The sequence below is a fragment of the Halopelagius inordinatus genome (assembly GCF_900113245.1).
Lineage (GTDB): Archaea > Halobacteriota > Halobacteria > Halobacteriales > Haloferacaceae > Halopelagius > Halopelagius inordinatus.
On the sequence record NZ_FOOQ01000001.1, the window covers coordinates 1,064,748 to 1,082,664 of the forward strand.

At 65.5% G+C, this 17,917-nt stretch carries 15 protein-coding genes and 1 tRNA gene; 8 read left to right on the top strand and 8 right to left on the bottom strand.

Annotated elements, in window-relative coordinates:
* Positions 1-7: 7 nt before the first annotated feature.
* Entirely contained in the window at positions 8-475 is a 468-nt protein-coding gene (locus tag BM167_RS05550; protein WP_092889920.1) for a 30S ribosomal protein S15, read from the bottom strand.
* A gap of 239 nt (positions 476-714) precedes the next feature.
* Here BM167_RS05550 and BM167_RS05555 point away from each other — a divergent pair.
* The 5 genes from BM167_RS05555 to BM167_RS05575 all read left to right on the top strand — a co-directional run bounded on the left by BM167_RS05555 (position 715) and on the right by BM167_RS05575 (position 10,401).
* Positions 715-786, top strand: a tRNA-Ala gene (locus BM167_RS05555).
* Between the two features lie 306 nt (positions 787-1,092).
* Positions 1,093-3,402, top strand: a complete 2,310-nt coding sequence (locus BM167_RS05560) for a PAS domain S-box protein (RefSeq protein ID WP_092889923.1) — start codon at positions 1,093-1,095, stop codon at positions 3,400-3,402.
* 133 nt (positions 3,403-3,535) lie between these two features.
* Positions 3,536-4,723 (top strand): endonuclease/exonuclease/phosphatase family protein, encoded by a 1,188-nt coding sequence (locus BM167_RS05565; protein WP_245781308.1) that lies wholly within the window; start codon positions 3,536-3,538, stop codon positions 4,721-4,723.
* 246 nt (positions 4,724-4,969) lie between these two features.
* A complete protein-coding gene (locus BM167_RS05570; RefSeq protein ID WP_177213287.1) occupies positions 4,970-9,991 on the top strand; it encodes a PAS domain S-box protein in 5,022 nt (1,673 codons plus the stop codon).
* A 59-nt stretch (positions 9,992-10,050) separates the two neighbouring features.
* Positions 10,051-10,401 carry a DUF7344 domain-containing protein gene (locus BM167_RS05575; protein WP_092889929.1) on the top strand — a complete coding sequence of 117 codons (351 nt, stop codon included), beginning with the start codon at positions 10,051-10,053 and terminating at the stop codon, positions 10,399-10,401.
* Between the two features lie 120 nt (positions 10,402-10,521).
* Here the strand turns inward: BM167_RS05575 and BM167_RS05580 are convergent, their stop codons facing one another.
* Positions 10,522-10,740: a DUF8149 family protein gene (locus tag BM167_RS05580; protein ID WP_092889932.1), complete on the bottom strand. Its 219-nt coding sequence runs from the start codon at positions 10,738-10,740 to the stop codon at positions 10,522-10,524.
* A 115-nt stretch (positions 10,741-10,855) separates the two neighbouring features.
* On the opposite strand from BM167_RS05580, the gene BM167_RS05585 reads away from it, so the two are divergent.
* Positions 10,856-11,095 carry a DUF8147 domain-containing protein gene (locus tag BM167_RS05585; protein WP_143095474.1) on the top strand — a complete coding sequence of 80 codons (240 nt, stop codon included), beginning with the start codon at positions 10,856-10,858 and terminating at the stop codon, positions 11,093-11,095.
* Here the strand turns inward: BM167_RS05585 and BM167_RS05590 are convergent.
* A complete protein-coding gene (locus BM167_RS05590) occupies positions 11,071-12,003 on the bottom strand; it encodes a DMT family transporter (protein WP_092889936.1) in 933 nt (310 codons plus the stop codon). The two genes, BM167_RS05585 and BM167_RS05590, sit on opposite strands and share 25 nt — an antisense overlap.
* Before the next feature lie 93 nt (positions 12,004-12,096).
* Here BM167_RS05590 and BM167_RS05595 point away from each other — a divergent pair, with 93 nt between their 5' ends.
* Positions 12,097-12,948: an alpha/beta fold hydrolase gene (locus BM167_RS05595; RefSeq protein WP_092889938.1), complete on the top strand. Its 852-nt coding sequence runs from the start codon at positions 12,097-12,099 to the stop codon at positions 12,946-12,948.
* 23 nt (positions 12,949-12,971) lie between these two features.
* Here BM167_RS05595 and BM167_RS05600 read toward each other — a convergent pair whose 3' ends face one another.
* Positions 12,972-13,217: a DUF8066 domain-containing protein gene (locus BM167_RS05600; RefSeq protein WP_092889940.1), complete on the bottom strand. Its 246-nt coding sequence runs from the start codon at positions 13,215-13,217 to the stop codon at positions 12,972-12,974.
* Positions 13,218-13,315: 98 nt separating this feature from the next.
* On the opposite strand from BM167_RS05600, the gene BM167_RS05605 reads away from it, so the two are divergent.
* Positions 13,316-14,104, top strand: coding sequence for a DUF7289 family protein (locus BM167_RS05605; protein ID WP_092889942.1), 789 nt, complete (start codon positions 13,316-13,318; stop codon positions 14,102-14,104).
* A 43-nt stretch (positions 14,105-14,147) separates the two neighbouring features.
* On the opposite strand, the gene BM167_RS05610 is transcribed toward BM167_RS05605, so the two are convergent.
* Genes BM167_RS05610 through BM167_RS05625 form a run of 4 tightly spaced genes read right to left on the bottom strand, consistent with a single transcriptional unit; the run spans position 14,148 to position 17,917 of the window.
* Positions 14,148-15,695 carry a DUF7289 family protein gene (locus BM167_RS05610; RefSeq protein ID WP_092889944.1) on the bottom strand — a complete coding sequence of 516 codons (1,548 nt, stop codon included), beginning with the start codon at positions 15,693-15,695 and terminating at the stop codon, positions 14,148-14,150.
* Positions 15,692-16,321 carry a DUF7266 family protein gene (locus tag BM167_RS05615; protein ID WP_092889946.1) on the bottom strand — a complete coding sequence of 210 codons (630 nt, stop codon included), beginning with the start codon at positions 16,319-16,321 and terminating at the stop codon, positions 15,692-15,694. The genes BM167_RS05610 and BM167_RS05615 overlap by 4 nt, the downstream gene beginning before the upstream one ends.
* Entirely contained in the window at positions 16,314-17,339 is a 1,026-nt protein-coding gene (locus tag BM167_RS05620; protein WP_143095475.1) for a DUF7261 family protein, read from the bottom strand. The genes BM167_RS05615 and BM167_RS05620 overlap by 8 nt, the downstream gene beginning before the upstream one ends.
* Entirely contained in the window at positions 17,327-17,917 is a 591-nt protein-coding gene (locus tag BM167_RS05625) for a DUF7288 family protein (RefSeq protein ID WP_092889952.1), read from the bottom strand. The genes BM167_RS05620 and BM167_RS05625 overlap by 13 nt, the downstream gene beginning before the upstream one ends.

Genomic DNA, 17,917 nt, shown 5'->3' on the forward strand with positions numbered 1-17,917 from the left:
CGTGGTGTTACTCTTCGAGGAGGCGGACGGCGACGTCGTAGCTGTAGGTGAAGTCCTCGTCGAGTACGTCGCCTCGGTAGTAGTTGACGAGGCGGCGAATCTTCGACTCGGTGTTCTGGAGCGCTCGCTTGTTCTGCATGTCCTGCGAGTTCTCCTCCATGTGCCGGCGGAGACCGATTGCGCGCTCCATCAGGTTCCGGAGGTCTTCCGGAAGCTCGGGCGCGGCGTCGTTCTCTTCGAGAATCTCGGTGACTTTCTTACCGGTCGCGAGCTTCACGTTCGGAACCGGGGTTCCTTTGACGCCGTCGTCGCGAAGCTTCAGGCCGATCTGGCTGGGCTCGTAGCCCTGCTCCGCGAGTTCGACGACGCGTGCTTCGATGTCTTCGGCGTCGACGTCGCTCCACTCCGGGGGTTCGTCTGCCACCGGCTTGTCCGAGCTGGACGAGCCACGGCGGCGGGTATGCATTCGTGCCATTGTTGTTCGGTTGGAACGGCACAGACCGCAGAAATACGCGACTGGCGACTGACCGCGACCGGTCGAGCGCCACACTTCCGCAATCCCAAGCCGCGCGAGGCGCGGCGAGTCAGATTTGCGGCCGTGCTGTTCCCGTGTGAGTCCATCCGTGCGCCGCGGAAAAGGGTTGCGACCCGCGTCTCGTCTCCGAAAGTCGAAGGCCTTAATACCGACACCAGAAAAGCAGAGAGTGCGTCCGAGGGCTCGTAGATCAGTGGTAGATCATCCCCCTGGCACGGGGAAGGCCCCGGGTTCAAATCCCGGCGAGTCCACTTCCTTTCGCTCACTACGTTCGCTCCAGTCGGCGAGTCCACCACTCACTCTCTCGATACGACCGGCGAATCCACCCCGAACGTTCCGCGGTGACAGGGTTCACGACCGGAGGCACTCCGATGCGGCCGGAGTCGCCGTCAGTCCGAAAACGACACTCTCTACAGAGTCACCACCTGCTCGCGCGTTCGCGCAGTCGCACCTTCTCTCGGCGACGTGCCCTCGTCGCGGGCGTCCGGCCATGTATAGAACACCTGTCGCGACATCGGCGGAAGCGCTTATGCACTGCCCCGAGAGACGTTATCGGAATGACTGGTTCTCCCGGTACGGAGACAGATTCGGAGCCGCACGTCCGCATCCGCCAACAGGAGACCGTCGCGGAACTCGGCCAGGAGGCGCTCGAAACCGACGATATCGACCGGCTGATGGGCGATGCCGCGGCCGCCGTCGCCGAGACGTTGGCCACCGAGTACGCGGCGGTGTTCGAACTGCTCTCGGGCGGGGAGGAACTGCTCCTTCGACGCGGCGTGGGGTGGAGAGACGAAGTCGGGGCGGCGACGGTACCGGCGGACCGAGCGTCGCAGACGGGATACGCGCTGCGCTCCGAGCGTCCGGTCGTCGTCGAGGATATCCGCACCGAAGAGCGGTTCTCCGGCCCCGAACTTCTCACCGGCCACGACGCGGTGAGTGGAATCAGCGCCGTCGTGGGACCGGTCGAGGACCCTTGGGGCGTCTTGGGAACGTACGCGACCGACCGCCGGTCGTTCACGGAACAGGACGCGGACTTCGTCCGGAGCGTCGCGAACGTCCTCACCGCGGCTATCGAGGACGCGGAGACGAAGCGTCACCTCCGGAGGCGAGAGAGCGAACTCGAAGAGATGTTCGACCGAATCACGGACGCGTTCCTCGGGTTAGACGAGAACTGGGAGATAACGTACGTCAACGAACGCGGCGGAGAACTCCTCGACCCCGACGACGACGGACTGATAGGCGAGAACTTCTGGGACCCGTTCGAACCGGCGCTCGGAACGACGTTCGAAGACGAGTATCGAGAGGCGATGGAGACGCAGGAGCCGACGTCGTTCGAGGAGTACTACCCGCCGCTCGAGACGTGGTTCGAGGTCCACGCCTATCCGTCGGACTCCGGCCTCTCGATTTACTTTCGGGACGTGACCGAGCATCGGGCGCGCGAACGGGAGCGGGAACTCTTCAGAACCCTGCTCGACCGGAGCAACGACAGCATACTGGTCATCGAGTCGCAGACGGGGAAGATCCTCGACGCGAACGAGACCGCCTGTCGCCACCTCGGATACGAGCGGGACGAACTGCTCGAGTTGACGGTACCCGAGATGGAGCGGCGATTCGACGACCTCGAGGAGTGGCGGGCCCACGTCGAGACCGTAGAGAAAGAAGGGCCGATTACGGTCGAGGGAGTCCACGAACGGAAGGACGGGACCACCTACCCCGCGGAGGTCAACGTCACGCACGCCGAACTCGACCGAGAGTACATGGTCGCCATCGCCCGCGATATCACCGAGCGTCGAGAGCGCGAGCGCCGACTCAGAGAGTCGAAACAGCAGTACCGAACGCTCGCCGAGAACTTCCCGAACGGCGTCGTCACCATGTTCGACAACGACCTCGAGTACATGCTCGCGGCGGGACGCGGATTCGACGAACTCCCGCTCTCACCGACCGACGTCGAAGAGGAGTCGGTCCGGACGGTGTGGCCCGAGCACGTCTCCGAGGCGATCGAATCCGCCTTTCGAGCGAACTCGGACGGCGAACCACAGACGGTCGAAACCGAGTACGCGAACCGCGAGTGGGTCGTCCACGTGGTCCCGATAGACGACCAAGAGGGGAACGTCTTCGGCGGCATGACCATCGCGCAGGACATCACCGAGCGAAACGAGTACCGAAAGCGACTCGAAGAGTCGAACGAGCGACTCGAAGAGTTCGCGTACGCCGCCTCTCACGACCTCCAAGAACCGCTTCGGATGGTCACGAGCTACCTGCAACTCCTGGAGAGCCGGTACGCCGACGCGCTCGACGAGGACGGCGAGGAGTTCATCGAGTACGCCGTCGACGGCGCAGAGCGGATGCGCGACATGATCGACGGCCTCCTCGAGTACTCCCGCGTCGACACCCGAGGCAACCAGTTCGAGTCGGTCGACCTGAACGAGATACTGGCGGAGACGCGCGAGAACCTGCGGGTGAAGATCGAAGAGACGGACGCGGAGATAACGGCGGAACGGCTCCCGCGGGTGCGGGCCGACCCGAGTCAGATCCAGCAGGTGTTCCAGAATCTGCTCTCGAACGCCATCGAGTACACCGACGACGGACCACCGCGGATACGAATCGAGGCGGAGCGAAACGGGCGAAAACACCGGATTTCGGTCGAAGACGAGGGAATCGGTATCGACCCGGAGGACCGAGACCGCATCTTCGAGGTGTTCCAGCGACTCCACACCCGCGAGGAGCACTCGGGGACCGGCATCGGACTCGCGCTCTGTCAGCGCATCGTCGAACGCCACGGCGGCGACATCTGGGCCGACTCTACCCTCGGTGGGGGGACGACGTTCTCGTTTACGCTGCCGTCGGCGCAGACTGCCGACGAGTGAACGCGCCGGCCGAGTGGGCCACTCATCCGAAACGGAAACGCTGAGCGACTCGGACGCGTTCGCCGACGCGGTGTCGCCCCGCCGTGCCTCTCGCTGGAGTACGCTTATGTATCGTAGCTGTCAGTATAGGACCGTGCCATACCACACCACGCGACGGGGCGTTCTGAAAGCTATCGGCGCGGCGGGAACGCTGTCGGGATTCGTCGGCACCGTCAGCGGTCACGACCGGCCGACGACGGCGCGCTACGCCGCGTTCAACGTAATCGAGTTGGAGACCGAGCAGGTCCAAGAACCGGGCGACCCGCAGGCGGAGGCCGCCGCCCGCATCGTTCAGGAAGTCCGCCCCGACGTGCTCGTCGTCAACGAACTCACGAACAACCTGCAGGAGGGCGAGGCCACCGACCGAGCCAACATCGACGCGTTCGTCGAGAACTACCTCAGCGTCCCACAGAGAGACGACTTAAAGGGAATCCGGTACCCGCACACGCTGCAACCCGACAGCAACACCGGCGTCCTTCCCGAGGCGGAGTACGACTTCAACAAAGACGGCGAGTCCGGCCGACGCCCCGGCGATGCCTACGGGTTCGGTGAGTATCCCGGTCACTACGCGTTCGGCATCGCGAGTCGGTACCCCCTCGATACGAACGCCGTCCGCTCGTTCCGGACGTTCCTGTGGGCAGACATGCCGGACAACCTCATCCCGGTCGAGGGAGACGAGGGCGTCGAAACGAGCGAAGACAGCATCTACCTCACCGAAGAGGAGTTAGACGCGTACCGACTCTCCTCGAAGACGCACATCGACGTACCGTTGAAGATTCGCGGCGAGACGGTCCACGGTCTCTTCTCGCATCCGACGCCGCCCGCGTTCGACGGGCCGAACAACTTCAACGGCCGGTGGAACCACGACGAGGTTCGTTTCTTCGCGGACTACGTCGCGGGCGAAGAGTACATCTACGACGACTCCGGGAAGAGCGGTGGCCTCGACGAGGACGCGTCCTACGTCCTGATGGGCGATATGAACGCGGGTCCGGGGACCGACAGACCGCTCGACCCGGCGACGAAGTACTTCATCGAGAACGACGATTTCGACACCCGAACGCTCCCCACGAGTCCTGGCGGCACGGAACTCGGAAACCCCTACGCGACCGCCGAGTTCGGCGACGGGTCGCACGTCGATTGGGTCCTCCCGTCGCCGGACCTCTCGGTGCGCGCGTCGTCGGTAGTCTGGCCGAGCACGCAGATGACAAGACGCGGCCTCCTCGACGACGTCCGGGAGGCGTCCGACCACCGCATGGTCTGGGCGGATATCACCGCGGAGTGAGACGCGACGCGCGGTTCCCGTCGGGCGGTCGGAGCGTACTCCGGTCGAACGTTCGTCGCCGGCGGGGCGGGGGCGCGACGTCGCGGGCCGGAGGCTCACGCTCTCGGAACACGCGTCACTCATCACCGACTCCTGCCCTCTCGGCGGCCCCGGACGGCCGCGCGTTCGACTCTATCCGAGAGTTGAAAATCGCGCCATATGACAGTAGACAGGGAGTTTATAGCCGGGCGGAACCGGAACTGTCGTATGGCGAACCACTCGGAGACGACGCCGGAGTATTTCCGGCCGGGCGGCGGCAGTTCCGGTGGCGGACAGCGGTTCGAGGCGTTAGCGGACTCGCTCTCGGACGGCGTCTACGAACTCGACGCCGAGGACCGGTTCGTCGCCGTCAACGACGTCGCGGTCGAACTGTCAGGATATCGACGCGACGAGATACTGGGCGAACACGTCTCCGTTCTCTTCGACGACGACGGCGTCTCTCGCCACGAAGACGCCGTCGAGACGCTCCGCACCGAGGAGCACCGAATCGCGACGCTCGAACTGTTCGTCGAGACGGCGCGAGGAGAGACCGTCCCGTGCGAACTGCAGTGCAGTCTCCTCAGAACTGACGGCGCGTTCGATGGTACGGTCGGGGTCCTTCGGGATGCGACGGAAGATGAAGGCGTACCGACGGACGCTGCGGACCGAACGCGCGTCGAGCGTAGTCTCCGGCAACGCGAGGCCGAACTCCGGTCGATGGTGGACGCCGCCGAGGAGTACGCCTTCTTCCGCCTCGACGCCGAGGGGTACGTCGAGAGTTGGAACGCGGGCGTCGAGCGAATCGGGGGGTACGAGTGCGACGAGATTATCGGCGAACACGTTTCGACGTTTTACACCGACGACGCAGTCGAAGACGGGGCTCCCGAACGGAGTCTCGCCGACGCCGCGAAAACCGACACCACGACCGAAGAGGGCTGGCGCGTTCGCAAGGACGGGTCGAGGTTCTGGGCGGAGGTGACGAGAACCGCGATTCGCGACGACGACGGGGAGATAGAAGGGTACGCGACGGTCATCCGCGACATGAGCGAACGGCGCGAACGAGAGCGGCAACTCCGCGAGGAGCGCGACTTGCGGAACCGGGTGTTCGAGACGAGTCCCGTCGGCATCGTGGTGTTCGACCCCGAGGGGAGTCCGGTCGAAGCCAACGACCGAGTGGCGGAGTTGTTCGACGTACCCCCCGAGGCGTTCGACGACTACGTGTTGGGTGACAAACCGCTGTTCGACGAGGAGGGCGACCGAATCGAGTTCGAACTCCGCCCCGCGATACGAGTCATCGAGACGGGAGAGTCCGTCTCGGACCAGCGAGTGCGACTGGAGACGCGGGCGGGCGGAACGCGGTGGCTGTCGATAAACGCGACTCCGCTCACCGACGACGACGGGACGCTCAGTTACGTCGTCGCGACGGTTACGGACGTCACCCAAATCGAAGAGCAGACGCGGCGACTGAGCCGTCGGCGCGACGAACTGGAATCCGAACTCGCGGACGTGTTCGACCGGGTGACGGACGCGTTCTACGCGCTCGACGGGGAGTGGCGGTTCACCCACGTCAACGAACGGGCAGAAGAGCTACTGGCCCGAGAAGAGCCCGAACTGCTCGGAAGCCGCATCTGGGACGAGTTCGAGAACGCCGCGAACTCGAGTTTCAGAGAGGAGTGCGAACGCGCGATGGCGACGCAGGAGCCCTCGACGTTCGAGCATTACTCTCTCTCGCTCGAGACGTGGTTCGAGGTTCGGGCGTATCCCTCCGAGACGGGGCTGTCGGTGTACTTCCAGGACATCGGCGACCGAAAGGAGCGTCAACAGGAGCTAGAGGAGTACGAGACCATCGTCGAAACCGTCGAAGACGGCGTCTGCGTTTTCGACGAAGACGGTCGTTTCAGCCGGGTGAACCGCGCCTACACCGAGATAACCGGGTACGACCGCGAGGAACTCGTGGGCTCGCATTACTCGCTCGTCGTCGATCCGAAGACGGACGAAGAGGACGCGAAGTTCGAATCGGCCATCGACGCGTCTGCGGGCGGTCGGATGGAGTTCGAACTACTCAGGCGAGACGGGAGCGTCGTCCCCGCCGAGAGCACGTACACCCCCCTCGGGGCCGACGGGGACGAACACCGCGGCGTCGTCGGCGTCGTCCGCGACGTCTCCGACCGCAGAGAGCGCCAACGGGAACTCGAACGGTACGAGCAACTCGTAGAGACCGTCTGGGACGGCATATACGCCCTCGACCCCGACGGCCGAATCGTCCTCGCGAACGAGGCGTTCTGCGACCTCACGGGGTACGACCGCGGGGAACTGCTGGGTCAGTCTCCGACGCTCATCACAAGCGAATCGGTGAACCGCGCGGCCAACGAGTTGCAAGCCGAGATGATCGAAGACCCCGAACGGCGGGGGTCTCTCCAGTTCGACATCTTCCGGAAGGGCGGCGAGACGGTGCCGGTCGAGGCTCGGTTCGGTCCGTACGACTACAGCGACGACAGATACGGTCGGTGCGGCGTCGTCCGCGACGTGACCGACAGAAAGCAGTTCGAGGAGGCGCTGACCGCGCTCCACGAGTCGTCTCGCGCCTTCTTGAACGCCGTCTCGGACGAAGACGTCGGCGACATCATCGTCGATGCGGCGACGGACGTTCTTGACCTCTCGGGCGTCGCAGTCTACCGGTACGACGAGACCGACGACCGACTGGTCACCGACGCCACCTCGGTGAAGCCCGACATCGGCACCCACGAGTTCCCCGACTCCGCGGCGCGAGACGGAAGTCTCGTCGGTCACATCTTCACCGACGGCGAGGCGCAGTACTACGAGGACATCCGCGACGCGCCGGTCCTACAGGTGGACCGCCGACGGACGAGCATCCGAAACGCGTTCGGCGTCCCGATGGGCGACTACGGCGTCCTCGTCGTCGGGTCCACGGAGACCGGCGTTCTCGACGACCGGAGGCGGGAACTCGTCGAAGTGCTCGCGGCGAACGCGGAGGCGGCCTACGCCCGGGTCGAACACGAAGACGAACTGCACGGACGGGTCCGACAACAGAACGTCGTCGCGGAACTCGGTCAGCGCGCGCTCTCGAACCGCGACACGGACGCTCTGTTGAACGACGCCGTCGAAGCCGTCGCGGAGACGCTCGATATGGAGTACTGCGAGGTGTTCGAACGCCACCCCGCCGACGACACGCTCCGTCTCAAAGCGGGCGTCGGGTGGGACGAGAGCCTCGTCGGGTCGGCGACGATAGACGCGACGGAGAACTCGCAGGTCAGTCACACGCTCTACTCGCAGAACCCCGTCGCCGTCGAGGACGCGGACGCCGAGAGCCGGTTCGCCGACTCCGACTTGCTGACGGACCGCGGCGTGACGAGCGGAATAACCGTCTCTATCGGTCCGCGGGACGACCCGTGGGGAGTGTTGGCCGCTCACGACACGGACCGACGGTCGTTCACAGAGCGGGACGCGCGGTTCCTTCAGAGCGTCGCGTACGTTCTCTCGGCCGCGATAGACCGCAGAACCCGCGAGCGAGAACTGGTCAGCCAGCGGACGGAACTGCAGAAACGCGAAGAGGCGTTGCGCAACGCCCACGAAACCATCGCGGACCCCTCGCTCTCCTTTGCCGAGCGAATCGACGACCTGTTGGTGGGCGTCCGGAAAGCGGTCGGGACGGAGTACGCGACGTTCTCTCGGGTGCAGGACGGCGAACACGTTTTCGAGGCGATAGAGGGTCCGGACGACTCCGACCTGCGGGTGGGCGACCCCGTCCCGCTCGAACAGCGTCCGAACTGCGAGCACGTCGTCGTGAACGAACAGACGCTCGTTTTCGACGACGTGGCGTCGGACGTCCCGGAGTCGGCCGCCGAATCGACGCTGGACGTCTCCTGTTATCTCGGCGCTCCCGTCGTCGTCGGTGGCGAGGTGTACGGGACGCTCTGTTTCTACGGGACGGACGCGAGAGACCAGTCGTTCTCCGATTGGGAGGTGACGTTCGTCGACATCCTCAGCAACTGGGTGGGGAACGAACTCGAACGCAAACGCGACACCGACCGCCTCGCCGCGCTCAACAGCCTCAACGAAGTCGTCCGCGAGACGACCGAAGCGGTCATCGAACAGTCCACGCGAGAGGAGATAGAACGGACCGTCTGCGAAGCGCTCGCGGAGTCCGAATCGTACGCGTTCGCGTGGCTCGGGTCGGTGGCCCGCGGCACGGACGAAGTCTACGTGCGCCAGGAGGCGGGCGTCGAAAACTACCTCGACGGGACGACGATATCGGTCGACGAGAACTCCCCGGCGAGTCGCGGGCCGACGGGGCGCGCGTTCCGGACGCAGGAGATTCAGGTCGTCCGAGACGTGATGAACGACCCGGCGTACGAGAGTTGGCGTCCGAACGCGAGGGCGCACGGCTACCAGTCGGCGGCGGCGATTCCCGTCGTCCACGACGGCGTGGCCTACGGCGTGCTGAACGTCTACGCCGAACGCCCCGACGCCTTTGCCGACGAGGAACAGGCGGTCATCGGCCAACTCGGCGAAGTCGTCGGCCACGCCATCGCCGCAGTCGAACGCAAGCGAGCGCTCACGAGCGACCAACTCATCGAAATCGACTTCGAGATACGGGACGCGTTCGCGGACTTCGACGTCCCGACGACGGACGACGTGATAACGCTCGACCAAGCGGTGCCGACGGACGACGAGTATCTCGTCTACGGGACGGCCACCGAAAGCGGTATCGAGACCATAGAGGCCGTCGTCGAGAGCATCCCCCACTGGGAGTCCGTCCGCGTCGTCGGCGAAGACGTCGGGCGGATCCGATTCGAGGTCAGACTGGACGAGCCGCCCGTCTTGACCGCTATCGCCGCGCTCGGCGGGTACGTCGAACACGCCGAGATTCGCGACGGGGACTACGCGATGACGATTCACCTCCCCGTCGGGACCGATATCCGAAACGCCATCGAACGCGTCCGAGACATATACCCGTCGGTGACGGTGCGGGCCCAACGGCAGATAGACCGCACCGAGAACGGCTCGAACCGCATCGTCTCCGCGCTCAACGAGGAGTTGACCGACCGCCAGCGGAGCGTCCTCGAATCGGCGTACTTCTCGGGCTTTTTCGAGTGGCCGCGCGAGAGCAGCGGTCAGGAGGTGGCGAACTCTCTCGACATCGCCGCGCCGACGTTCTCACAGCACATCCGGAGCGCCGAGAACAAGATATTCAAAGCGCTGTTCGAGCAGTCGAGCCTCTCTCGGTGACTCCTCCTAAATACTTTGGTGATAGCGTTAACCAACCGTAGTGACTCTCTGGTGGTACGATGAGTGGCGCACACAGACTCACCCGGGCGACGCTGGAACCGTTGACGCTGGACCAGAAGTTCACGCTGCTCGCGGACCGACGACGCCGGACGCTCGTCTTCGTTCTCGGCGAGGTGGCAGACCCCGTCTCCATCGGCGGACTCGGCGAACGACTGGTGGCCCGCGAGGAACCCGAATCGGCGCTCGACCAGTCAGCGCTCGACGACGTCGAACTGGAACTACACCACGTTCACGTCCCGAAACTCGCGGCACACGACGTCCTCGAATACGACGCCGAGTCGGGCGTCGTCTCCCGCGGTCCGCGGTTCGAGCGCGTCCACTCGTGGCTCGAATCGGTCGACGAGCGATAATCGCCGTCGTCGGTCGGTGAGACCGTCTGCGGAGGAGCCACTCGCTCCCGTCTCCCTTCTTTCTGTTCTCGGACGCGTGACACCGGCTCTCGGCGCGTGACGCTTACTGTATCCTCGGCGCTACGCTCCGTCCTCGCTCAGTCCGAGGTCCTCGGCCGCGAGGTCGGTGACGTGGCGGACGACGTCCGGGTCTATCTGGGCGACGTCGTCGCCGTCGTGTAACTGTTCGTTGTGTTTCGCTATCGTCTCCGCCGCGTCGGAGAGAGGGACGCGAGACGTCGTCTCACAGTCGTCACAGACGATGGGAACCCGCGGTTCCTCGTCGGAGTCACTCGGCATGCTGTCGAGGTTCTCGGGACGACGGAAAAACGCACCCGGTTCGCGCGTCGCGGTCGTTCTCGCGGCGCGAGAACCATCTTCGCAAGCTATCTCCGCCGAGCGCGTCTCTCGATGTATGAAGACTCTCATCCGAATCGCCCTCGCCGTCCTCTCGGGCGCGACGACGTTCCTCGTCGCTCTCGTCGTCCTCACGGAGTGGCTCTCGCAGTACATCTGGCCGTCGCTCCTCGTGAGCATCCCCGCCGCAGTCGCCCTCGCGGCGATAGTCGGCGTCGCAGTCGCGGTCATCCTCCGAAACCGAGAGCGACCGAACGCAGAGACGGAGGAGTCTCAGCCGTCGGTGCTGACGAGGTAGACGCCGAACGCCATCACGACGCCCCCGAGAACGAACGCCGGGCCGACGCTCTCGCCGAGGAGCGTCACCCCGAGCAGAGTGCCGACGACCGGTTGCGCGAAAAAGAAGACGGCGACGGCACCGGCATCGAGCGACGCTAACCCTTTGTACCACGCGTACCACGCCGCCGCGGTGCTGAACACGCCGAGATAGACGACAGCGGCGGCGAGCGTCGGCGTCACAGTCGTCGTCAGAGCGGCGTCGAAGACGAGCAGTTCGACGGGGACCAAAAGCGCCACCATCGGCACGGCGGCCACAGTCGAGTACGTCGCCGCCTCTATCGCCGAGTACCGGCGGACGAGTGGCGCGCCGTACACCGTGTACCCGGCCCACCCGAGGCCGCCGAGGAGGAGGGCGACGACGCCGACGACGTTCGACCCGCCGAGCGAACTGAGGTCGTACTGTCCACCGACCACGACGAACGTTCCGACGATGGCCAGCGCCATCCCGGCCGCCCGCCGCCGAGTGAGAGATTCGTCCAAGACGGCGACGCCCAAAAGGAGCGTGAACACCGGCGTCGAGACGGTCAGAAGCGACCCCTGACTCGCGTTCGTGAGGTCGGTGCCGACGAACTGCGCGACGAGCGTCAGACCGACGAGCGCGCCGAGTCCGACGAACTGACGGCGTTCCGACGCCGAAAACGAGCGACCGGGCCGCCGCAGTCGGACGACGACGAGGAGCGTCACCGCCCCGACGGCCAGGCGCAGGAAGGTGAGCGTCACGGGCGGGACGGCGGCGAACCCCCACTTGCTGACGACGTACATCCCGCCCCAAAGCGACGCCGCGAGCAACGGCCCCGCGGCGGCGGGTGCGAACTCGCCGTCGTCCGCGGTGGACGCCGGTCCCGTCTCCGTCTCTCCCGAGCCCATGCGAACGAAGACCGGTGTGGGCCCCATTACTGTTGCTCTCTGGAACGCTTGCCCCACGGAGCGTTCATCTCGCTTCGGATGCTATGGAACCCCATGCCGACCGTCCGGACCAACGACGTACAGACGTACTACGAGCGACGCGGGTCCGGCCCGCCCGTCGTGTTCGTCCACGGCGCTATCCTCGACTCGTCGCAGTGGACACAGCAGATAGACGCCCTGAGCGACGAGTACACCGCAATCGCCTACGACGTTCGCGGGCACGGCCGGACCGGAGGGTCCGACAGAGAGTCGTACTCGATACCGCTCCTCGCCGACGACTTACACGCGTTCGTCACCGCCTTGGACCTCGAAAACCCGGTCATCTGCGGCCTTTCGATGGGCGGGTGTATCGCGCAGGTGTACGCGGCCGCCCACCCCGAGGCGGTGTCCGGCCTGATACTCGCGGACACGTTCACCCCGTACCTGTTCGGCCGCGGCGAGTGGTTCCAGCGGTCGGTGATGCTGAGAGCCGCCGTCCCGCCCGTCCGACTGCTCGGCTACGAACGCATCGAGAGAGCGATGGTGTGGGTCCACGAACGACTGTCGAAGGGTGCAAGCGGCGACTACGAGAGGGTGGAGAGCCTCAGAGCGGAGGGCCCGACGATGGACACCGCGGAGTTCGCCAAGGTGATACGAGCCGTTGCCTCGTTCCACGAGACGCGGGTGGACCACTCGGCCATCTCCGCGCCGACGCTGGTGCTGTACGGCGAACAGGAACCGGCGTTCCTCCGTCGACACGTCTCGAAGATGGCCGCCGACATCCCGAACGCCGTCGTCGAGGAGGTGCCCGGCGGCGGACACGCCTCGAACCTCGACAACCCCGACTTCTTCACCGAGGCGGTGCGGGAGTTCCTCGCGAACGTCCGCCCCGCCGGAGAGAGCGACGGCGCGACGGCGTCGGAGTGACGACGACGCGGGAGACGGCCTGCTCACCGGGGCTTTCGGTCGGTCCGCTCTAACTCGTCTGCGATTCGCTCGACCGCGTCCACTAACCGGAGGAACGCGCCGACCAGCCTGATTCCGAGAGCGAGGACGGTGGCCACCGCGACGAGCCAGACCCAAAGCAGTATCTGACTGGCGACGACGACCGAGTACACGAAGGTGACGACGAGTCCGGCGGCGATAGCGGCTTTCGCGGCCGAAGAGAGTTCGCTTCCGAGGAGGGCGTCGGACATGGGTCGACAGACTACTGAGACGTTACTAAATCCTCGCAATATAATATTTCAGAGAATTAACACTCAGACTTAATTATCGGAGCGAGAGAGGCGTAGACGTGAGACTCCGGACCGACCGGCGCGGCGTCAGCGAGGTTATCAGTTTCGTCCTCATCTTCTCGCTCATCGTGACGTCCGTCGGCCTCGTCTACACCGTCGGGGCGCAGGAACTGACGGACGTGCGCGACTACGAGCGCCTGAACAACGCCGAACGGGCGTTCGACGTCTTCGCAGACAACGTCGAAGACGTGAGCCAACGCGGCGCGCCCAGTCGCGGAACGGAGATAAAACTCGCCGACGCGTCGCTCCGAACCGAGGGACGGACGCGAATCAACGTCACGGGCGACTACCGGACGGGGTCGGTGGACGCCTCTCGCGACTTCGCCACCGGGAATCTGACGCTCTCACCGCTCACCTTCGAAGTCGGCGACACCGGCCGCATCCGGTACGCCGGCGGCGCAGTCGTCCGGGACGACGGCGATGTGGGTTCGGGACGGATGGTCCGCCGCCCGGACAACGTGTTCGACGACGACCGGACGATGTTCACGCTCGTGCAACTCGAACCGCGCGGGTCACCGGTCGTCGCGGGTTCTCAGACGGTTCGCATCCGGACCGAGACGGCCGCCCGGGAGGTGCTTATCGCGGATTCGGGGACGTACGACGAGGTGACCATAAACGTCACGTCCCGGTACGCACCGGCGTGGCGGGAGTACTTCGAGTCGGAGGGACTCGACTGCGAGAGCGTCGTCGCACCGAGCGGTGACGACCCGGGACGCGTCTCTTGTACGCAGACTGACGTGCGACGGCTACACGTGGTGTACGTGAAACTCGTGACGACGTTCGAGTGAATCGTCGGGCGGTCCGAACGGTCGAAAAAGGGTCACCGCGCTCTCAGCGGAACGTCACGTTGACGTTGTTCTCGGTGACGTGGAGATAGGTGATGTACCGCGTTCCGGTCGAGGTGTCGTAGAAGAGCGACCCCGAGGAAGCGCTCCCGTCCACGTGGGCGGTACCGCTCGACCCGCCGCCGTGGTACACCTTCAGTTCGTAGTCGGACCCCATCTCCGTGAGGTAGTGACGCGAGAGGTTGCCGACCGTCTCGGTGTCCGGTCCGCCGGTAGTGTGCGTCTTGTTCTCTCCGTCGTACCCGGAGTGGTTGAACGACACCTCGGTCGCGGTGTCGTCGTCCCACGCGAGGCCCGTCTTCGACGGGAGCGACGGGTCGTCGGTCATCCGGAGCGTAGTCTCGTCGCTCAGGTAGTCGGCGACGATTCGGGTGTCCTTCCCGTCGCACTCCAACCGAATCGGACCGCTGCCGATGGGGATACTGTCGTTCACCCACGCGTGCTTTCCCTTCCCGTCGTTGGGGTCGTCGTAGAGCACCCACATCGTGAGCGTGTCGTCCGGCTTGTTCTTCTCGCAGTTCCCTTTGTCGCTGTCGACGCGTATCAGCACCTCGTACATCCGGCCGTCCTGTTCGGCGTAGAAGGAGAACTTCATGTTGTTGAACGACCCGCCGGACTGTTTGATGTCCACGTCGAACGCGTTGACCGAGTGTCCGGGCGCTTTCCCGCGGAGTTCGACGCCCTCGCCCTTCGAGGGGAGCGCGAAGTCACCGACCTGACCGACCGTCTCCAAGACGACGGTGGCCGTCTGCGCGGAGTGGTCGACGGTGACGCGACCGGTCGTCCGCTCTCGGAAGTAGTCGGCCCATCCCCGGTAGTAGGTGCTCTGCACCTCGACTGAGACCGTCCCGTTCTGAACGGGGTTGTGGTAGGGGCGCGACACTTCCTCGTATTCGGCGCTCTGGTTCGGATAGACGCGGAGCGTCTCGCTGTCTCGCGTCACGAACGCACGCGACGGCCCGCCGGAGGCGTCGCCCGACGTGACGCGGATGACCGGTAGCGTGAGCGTCGCGTCGCGGTAGTGGAACTCCGGCGGCGACACCATCGTGGTTCCGCCGTCCGTGTGTCGCCAGACGCCGCCGCCCTGATAGGCGATTTCGGTGTCGCCGTTCGTGTACGTCACTTCTCCGAGCGACCGGTTGTACAGTTCTTCTGTGTGCGTTCCCGAGTAGTTCGTGTGGACGATGCGTATCCGCCCGGTGTCGGCCGACGCGTCGTACGCCCCGCCGGACGCGCGGCCGAGCGTCACGGACTGGCCGCCGGTCTCTCCGAGGCCGACCATCGCGGTTCGCGCGTCGAACAGCGTCATCGCGTGTTCAGCCCTGTCGAGTTCGGTCGTCTGAGTCGTCCCGTCGATGGCCGTCGCTCCCAGCGTGACTGTCAACCCGGCGGCGGTGACGACCATGCCGATGAGGAGGACGACGGCTATCGTGGGCGACTGTGCGCGGTCCGCCTCGAACCGCCCCCGCGGATGCGTCGAGGCCGTCCGGGCGATTCCGTGCTCCGTTCCGCTCTGTCTGTCGGTCGTGTTCATATCGTGTCCCTCGCTCGGTTCGGCTCCGTCCGCGCGTCGCGGTGCGCAGACGCCGTGTACCCCCCCTCGAACGTCGCGAACGCCGCCCCGTCGCCGTCGAGCGAAGCGGTCGAGTCCGGGGAGAGAGGCTCGGTCGTCGTCACCAACTCGCCTTTGCCGTCGCCGTCCGCGTCGCGAACGACGACGACGAGTGGGCCGCCGGACAGTTCTCCGGGGGCCGCATCGCGCGTCGTCGGGAACGTCACCGACGCGGAGACGTCGAGTCCCGAACTGGTGAGGGTGACGACGGTCCGATTCGGTTGCCCGGACGGCGTCGCCTCGTTCGAAACCGCGACGAGGTAGGTGTTCCCGGCGACGCGCGTCGGCAGTTCCGCGGCGACGCGAATCGCGTCCGCGTCCCCGGACGCCGCCATGCGGTCGGCGTCGGCGAGACTCGCGGCTAACTGCTCTGCGAGCGTCGCCAGTTCCCCGCGGGTGACCTGTTCTCGTTCGTCGTCGACGTACTGCCCGCCCGCAAACAGGAGTCCGGAGACGAGCATCGCGGAGATGGTCAGGGTGAGAACGTACCCGATTGCGGTCGAGACGGCGCGGTCGGCGTCCGCGAACCCGTCGGGAGCCTCACGCATTCGGAACCACAACCGTCGCTTCGTAGTGCGTCGATGGCGTCCGGTACACCAGTTCGAGTTCGGCCCCGTAGAGCGCGCGCGTCCGGTACGGCGACCCACTGGAATCTGCCTCGAAGTCCTCGGCGTGTTCGCCGTACGGCGTATCGACGACGAGCGAGTAGGTTCCGGCGACGTCGTCGCCGTCGTCGTACCGTAACGTGAACGAGTCGTCGATGTCGTCTTCGAAGGTGAGCGCATCGCAGTCCGTCCCGCCGACGGTGCCGTTCGAGAAGTCTATCGTGACGGTTCCGCCCGAGGCGGGCGCGGTACAGGTGGCTGTTCGGGTCGCGTTCTCGAACACCACGACGCTGACGTTCGACCCCTTGCCCTGTCCGACGAAGGCGGTGTACTCCGTTCCCCCGTCGGCGGCCAGCGTCAGGTGGAACACTTCGGCCGTCCCGAGGTCGGTCGGGTCGTCCGTAGTGTCGGTTGCGCTGATGTTCGTCAGTTCCGACCGGTCGACGGTCATCGTGAAGTCACGATAGCCGCCGACGCCCTCCGCGACGGACCAGTTCTCGCTCGGAGTCTTGTTGCGGAACGACCGACTGGCGTCGTCCTGTCTGAGGCGCGTCCCGTTCGTCTTCGCGGTGACGTTCAGTTCCGTCACGGTGTTTGCGACGGCGCGGTGTCGACTCGCCGCGGCGTCCCAGTCGCGCATCGCGGCGTCGAACGCCGTCCCCAGTTCGGAGTAGTTCCGGTTTTCGTGGGCGTTCGCGTCTCTGAGCGAGGTATCGGCGGCGTCTGTCGCGGCGGTCCGGTAGCCCGCGACGGCGTCTGAGTCGCCGCCCACCGACCGCGTCGCGAGGTTGCCCGTGTAGATGACCGTGTTCAAAAGCAACGCCAGAGAGACGAACAACACCGCAAGCGCCAACGCGGCGACGAGCATCAGTTGCGCCCTGTCGTCGCGGCGCGTTCTTCGCGCGGGTTCGACGTCCCTCTCGTCGCCGTCCGGGGGCCGACGCGGCCTCACATCCGCCACGCGACCACCTCCAGTTCGACGACGTTGTACAGAGAGGAGTTCGGCGAGATATCGGGCGCGTAGAAGTCCGACGTCGAAGAGACGTTCGTCCCCGACGGATTCATCTCCGAATCGAGAATCTCGTCGTCGTCGTGGAGGGTGACGGTGCGTGTCGCCACCGACGCGTGGTCGCTCGGTTGGCCGAGGTACACCATCCGCATCCGTCGCCGTTCGTCGCTCCGCATGTAGTAGACGTTGACGTTGAAAGCGATGCCTCTGTCCGCGAGCGTCTCGTTCAACACCGCGCCGAACGGCGTCGGCGGCCCGCCGAGGGGGTAGCCGTCGTTCGTCGCGCCGTGCCAGTTCGAGTCGGACCGGTTCCAGTAGAGCGCCGTCGGTTTCAGGGTCCCGTTCGACGCCTCCGCCGCGAGGATGCCGTCCGCGATGGCGGCCTGTTGGTTCTCGATGTGTTGGCTGGACGTACTCCCGGTGAGGGGGGTAACCGCCGTCACCTGTAACGCAAAGAGGAGACTCGAAAGCAGGAGGATGCCCGCGGCGAACGCCTCCAACGTGTGCGCTTGGCCTCGTCTGTCGGTCAT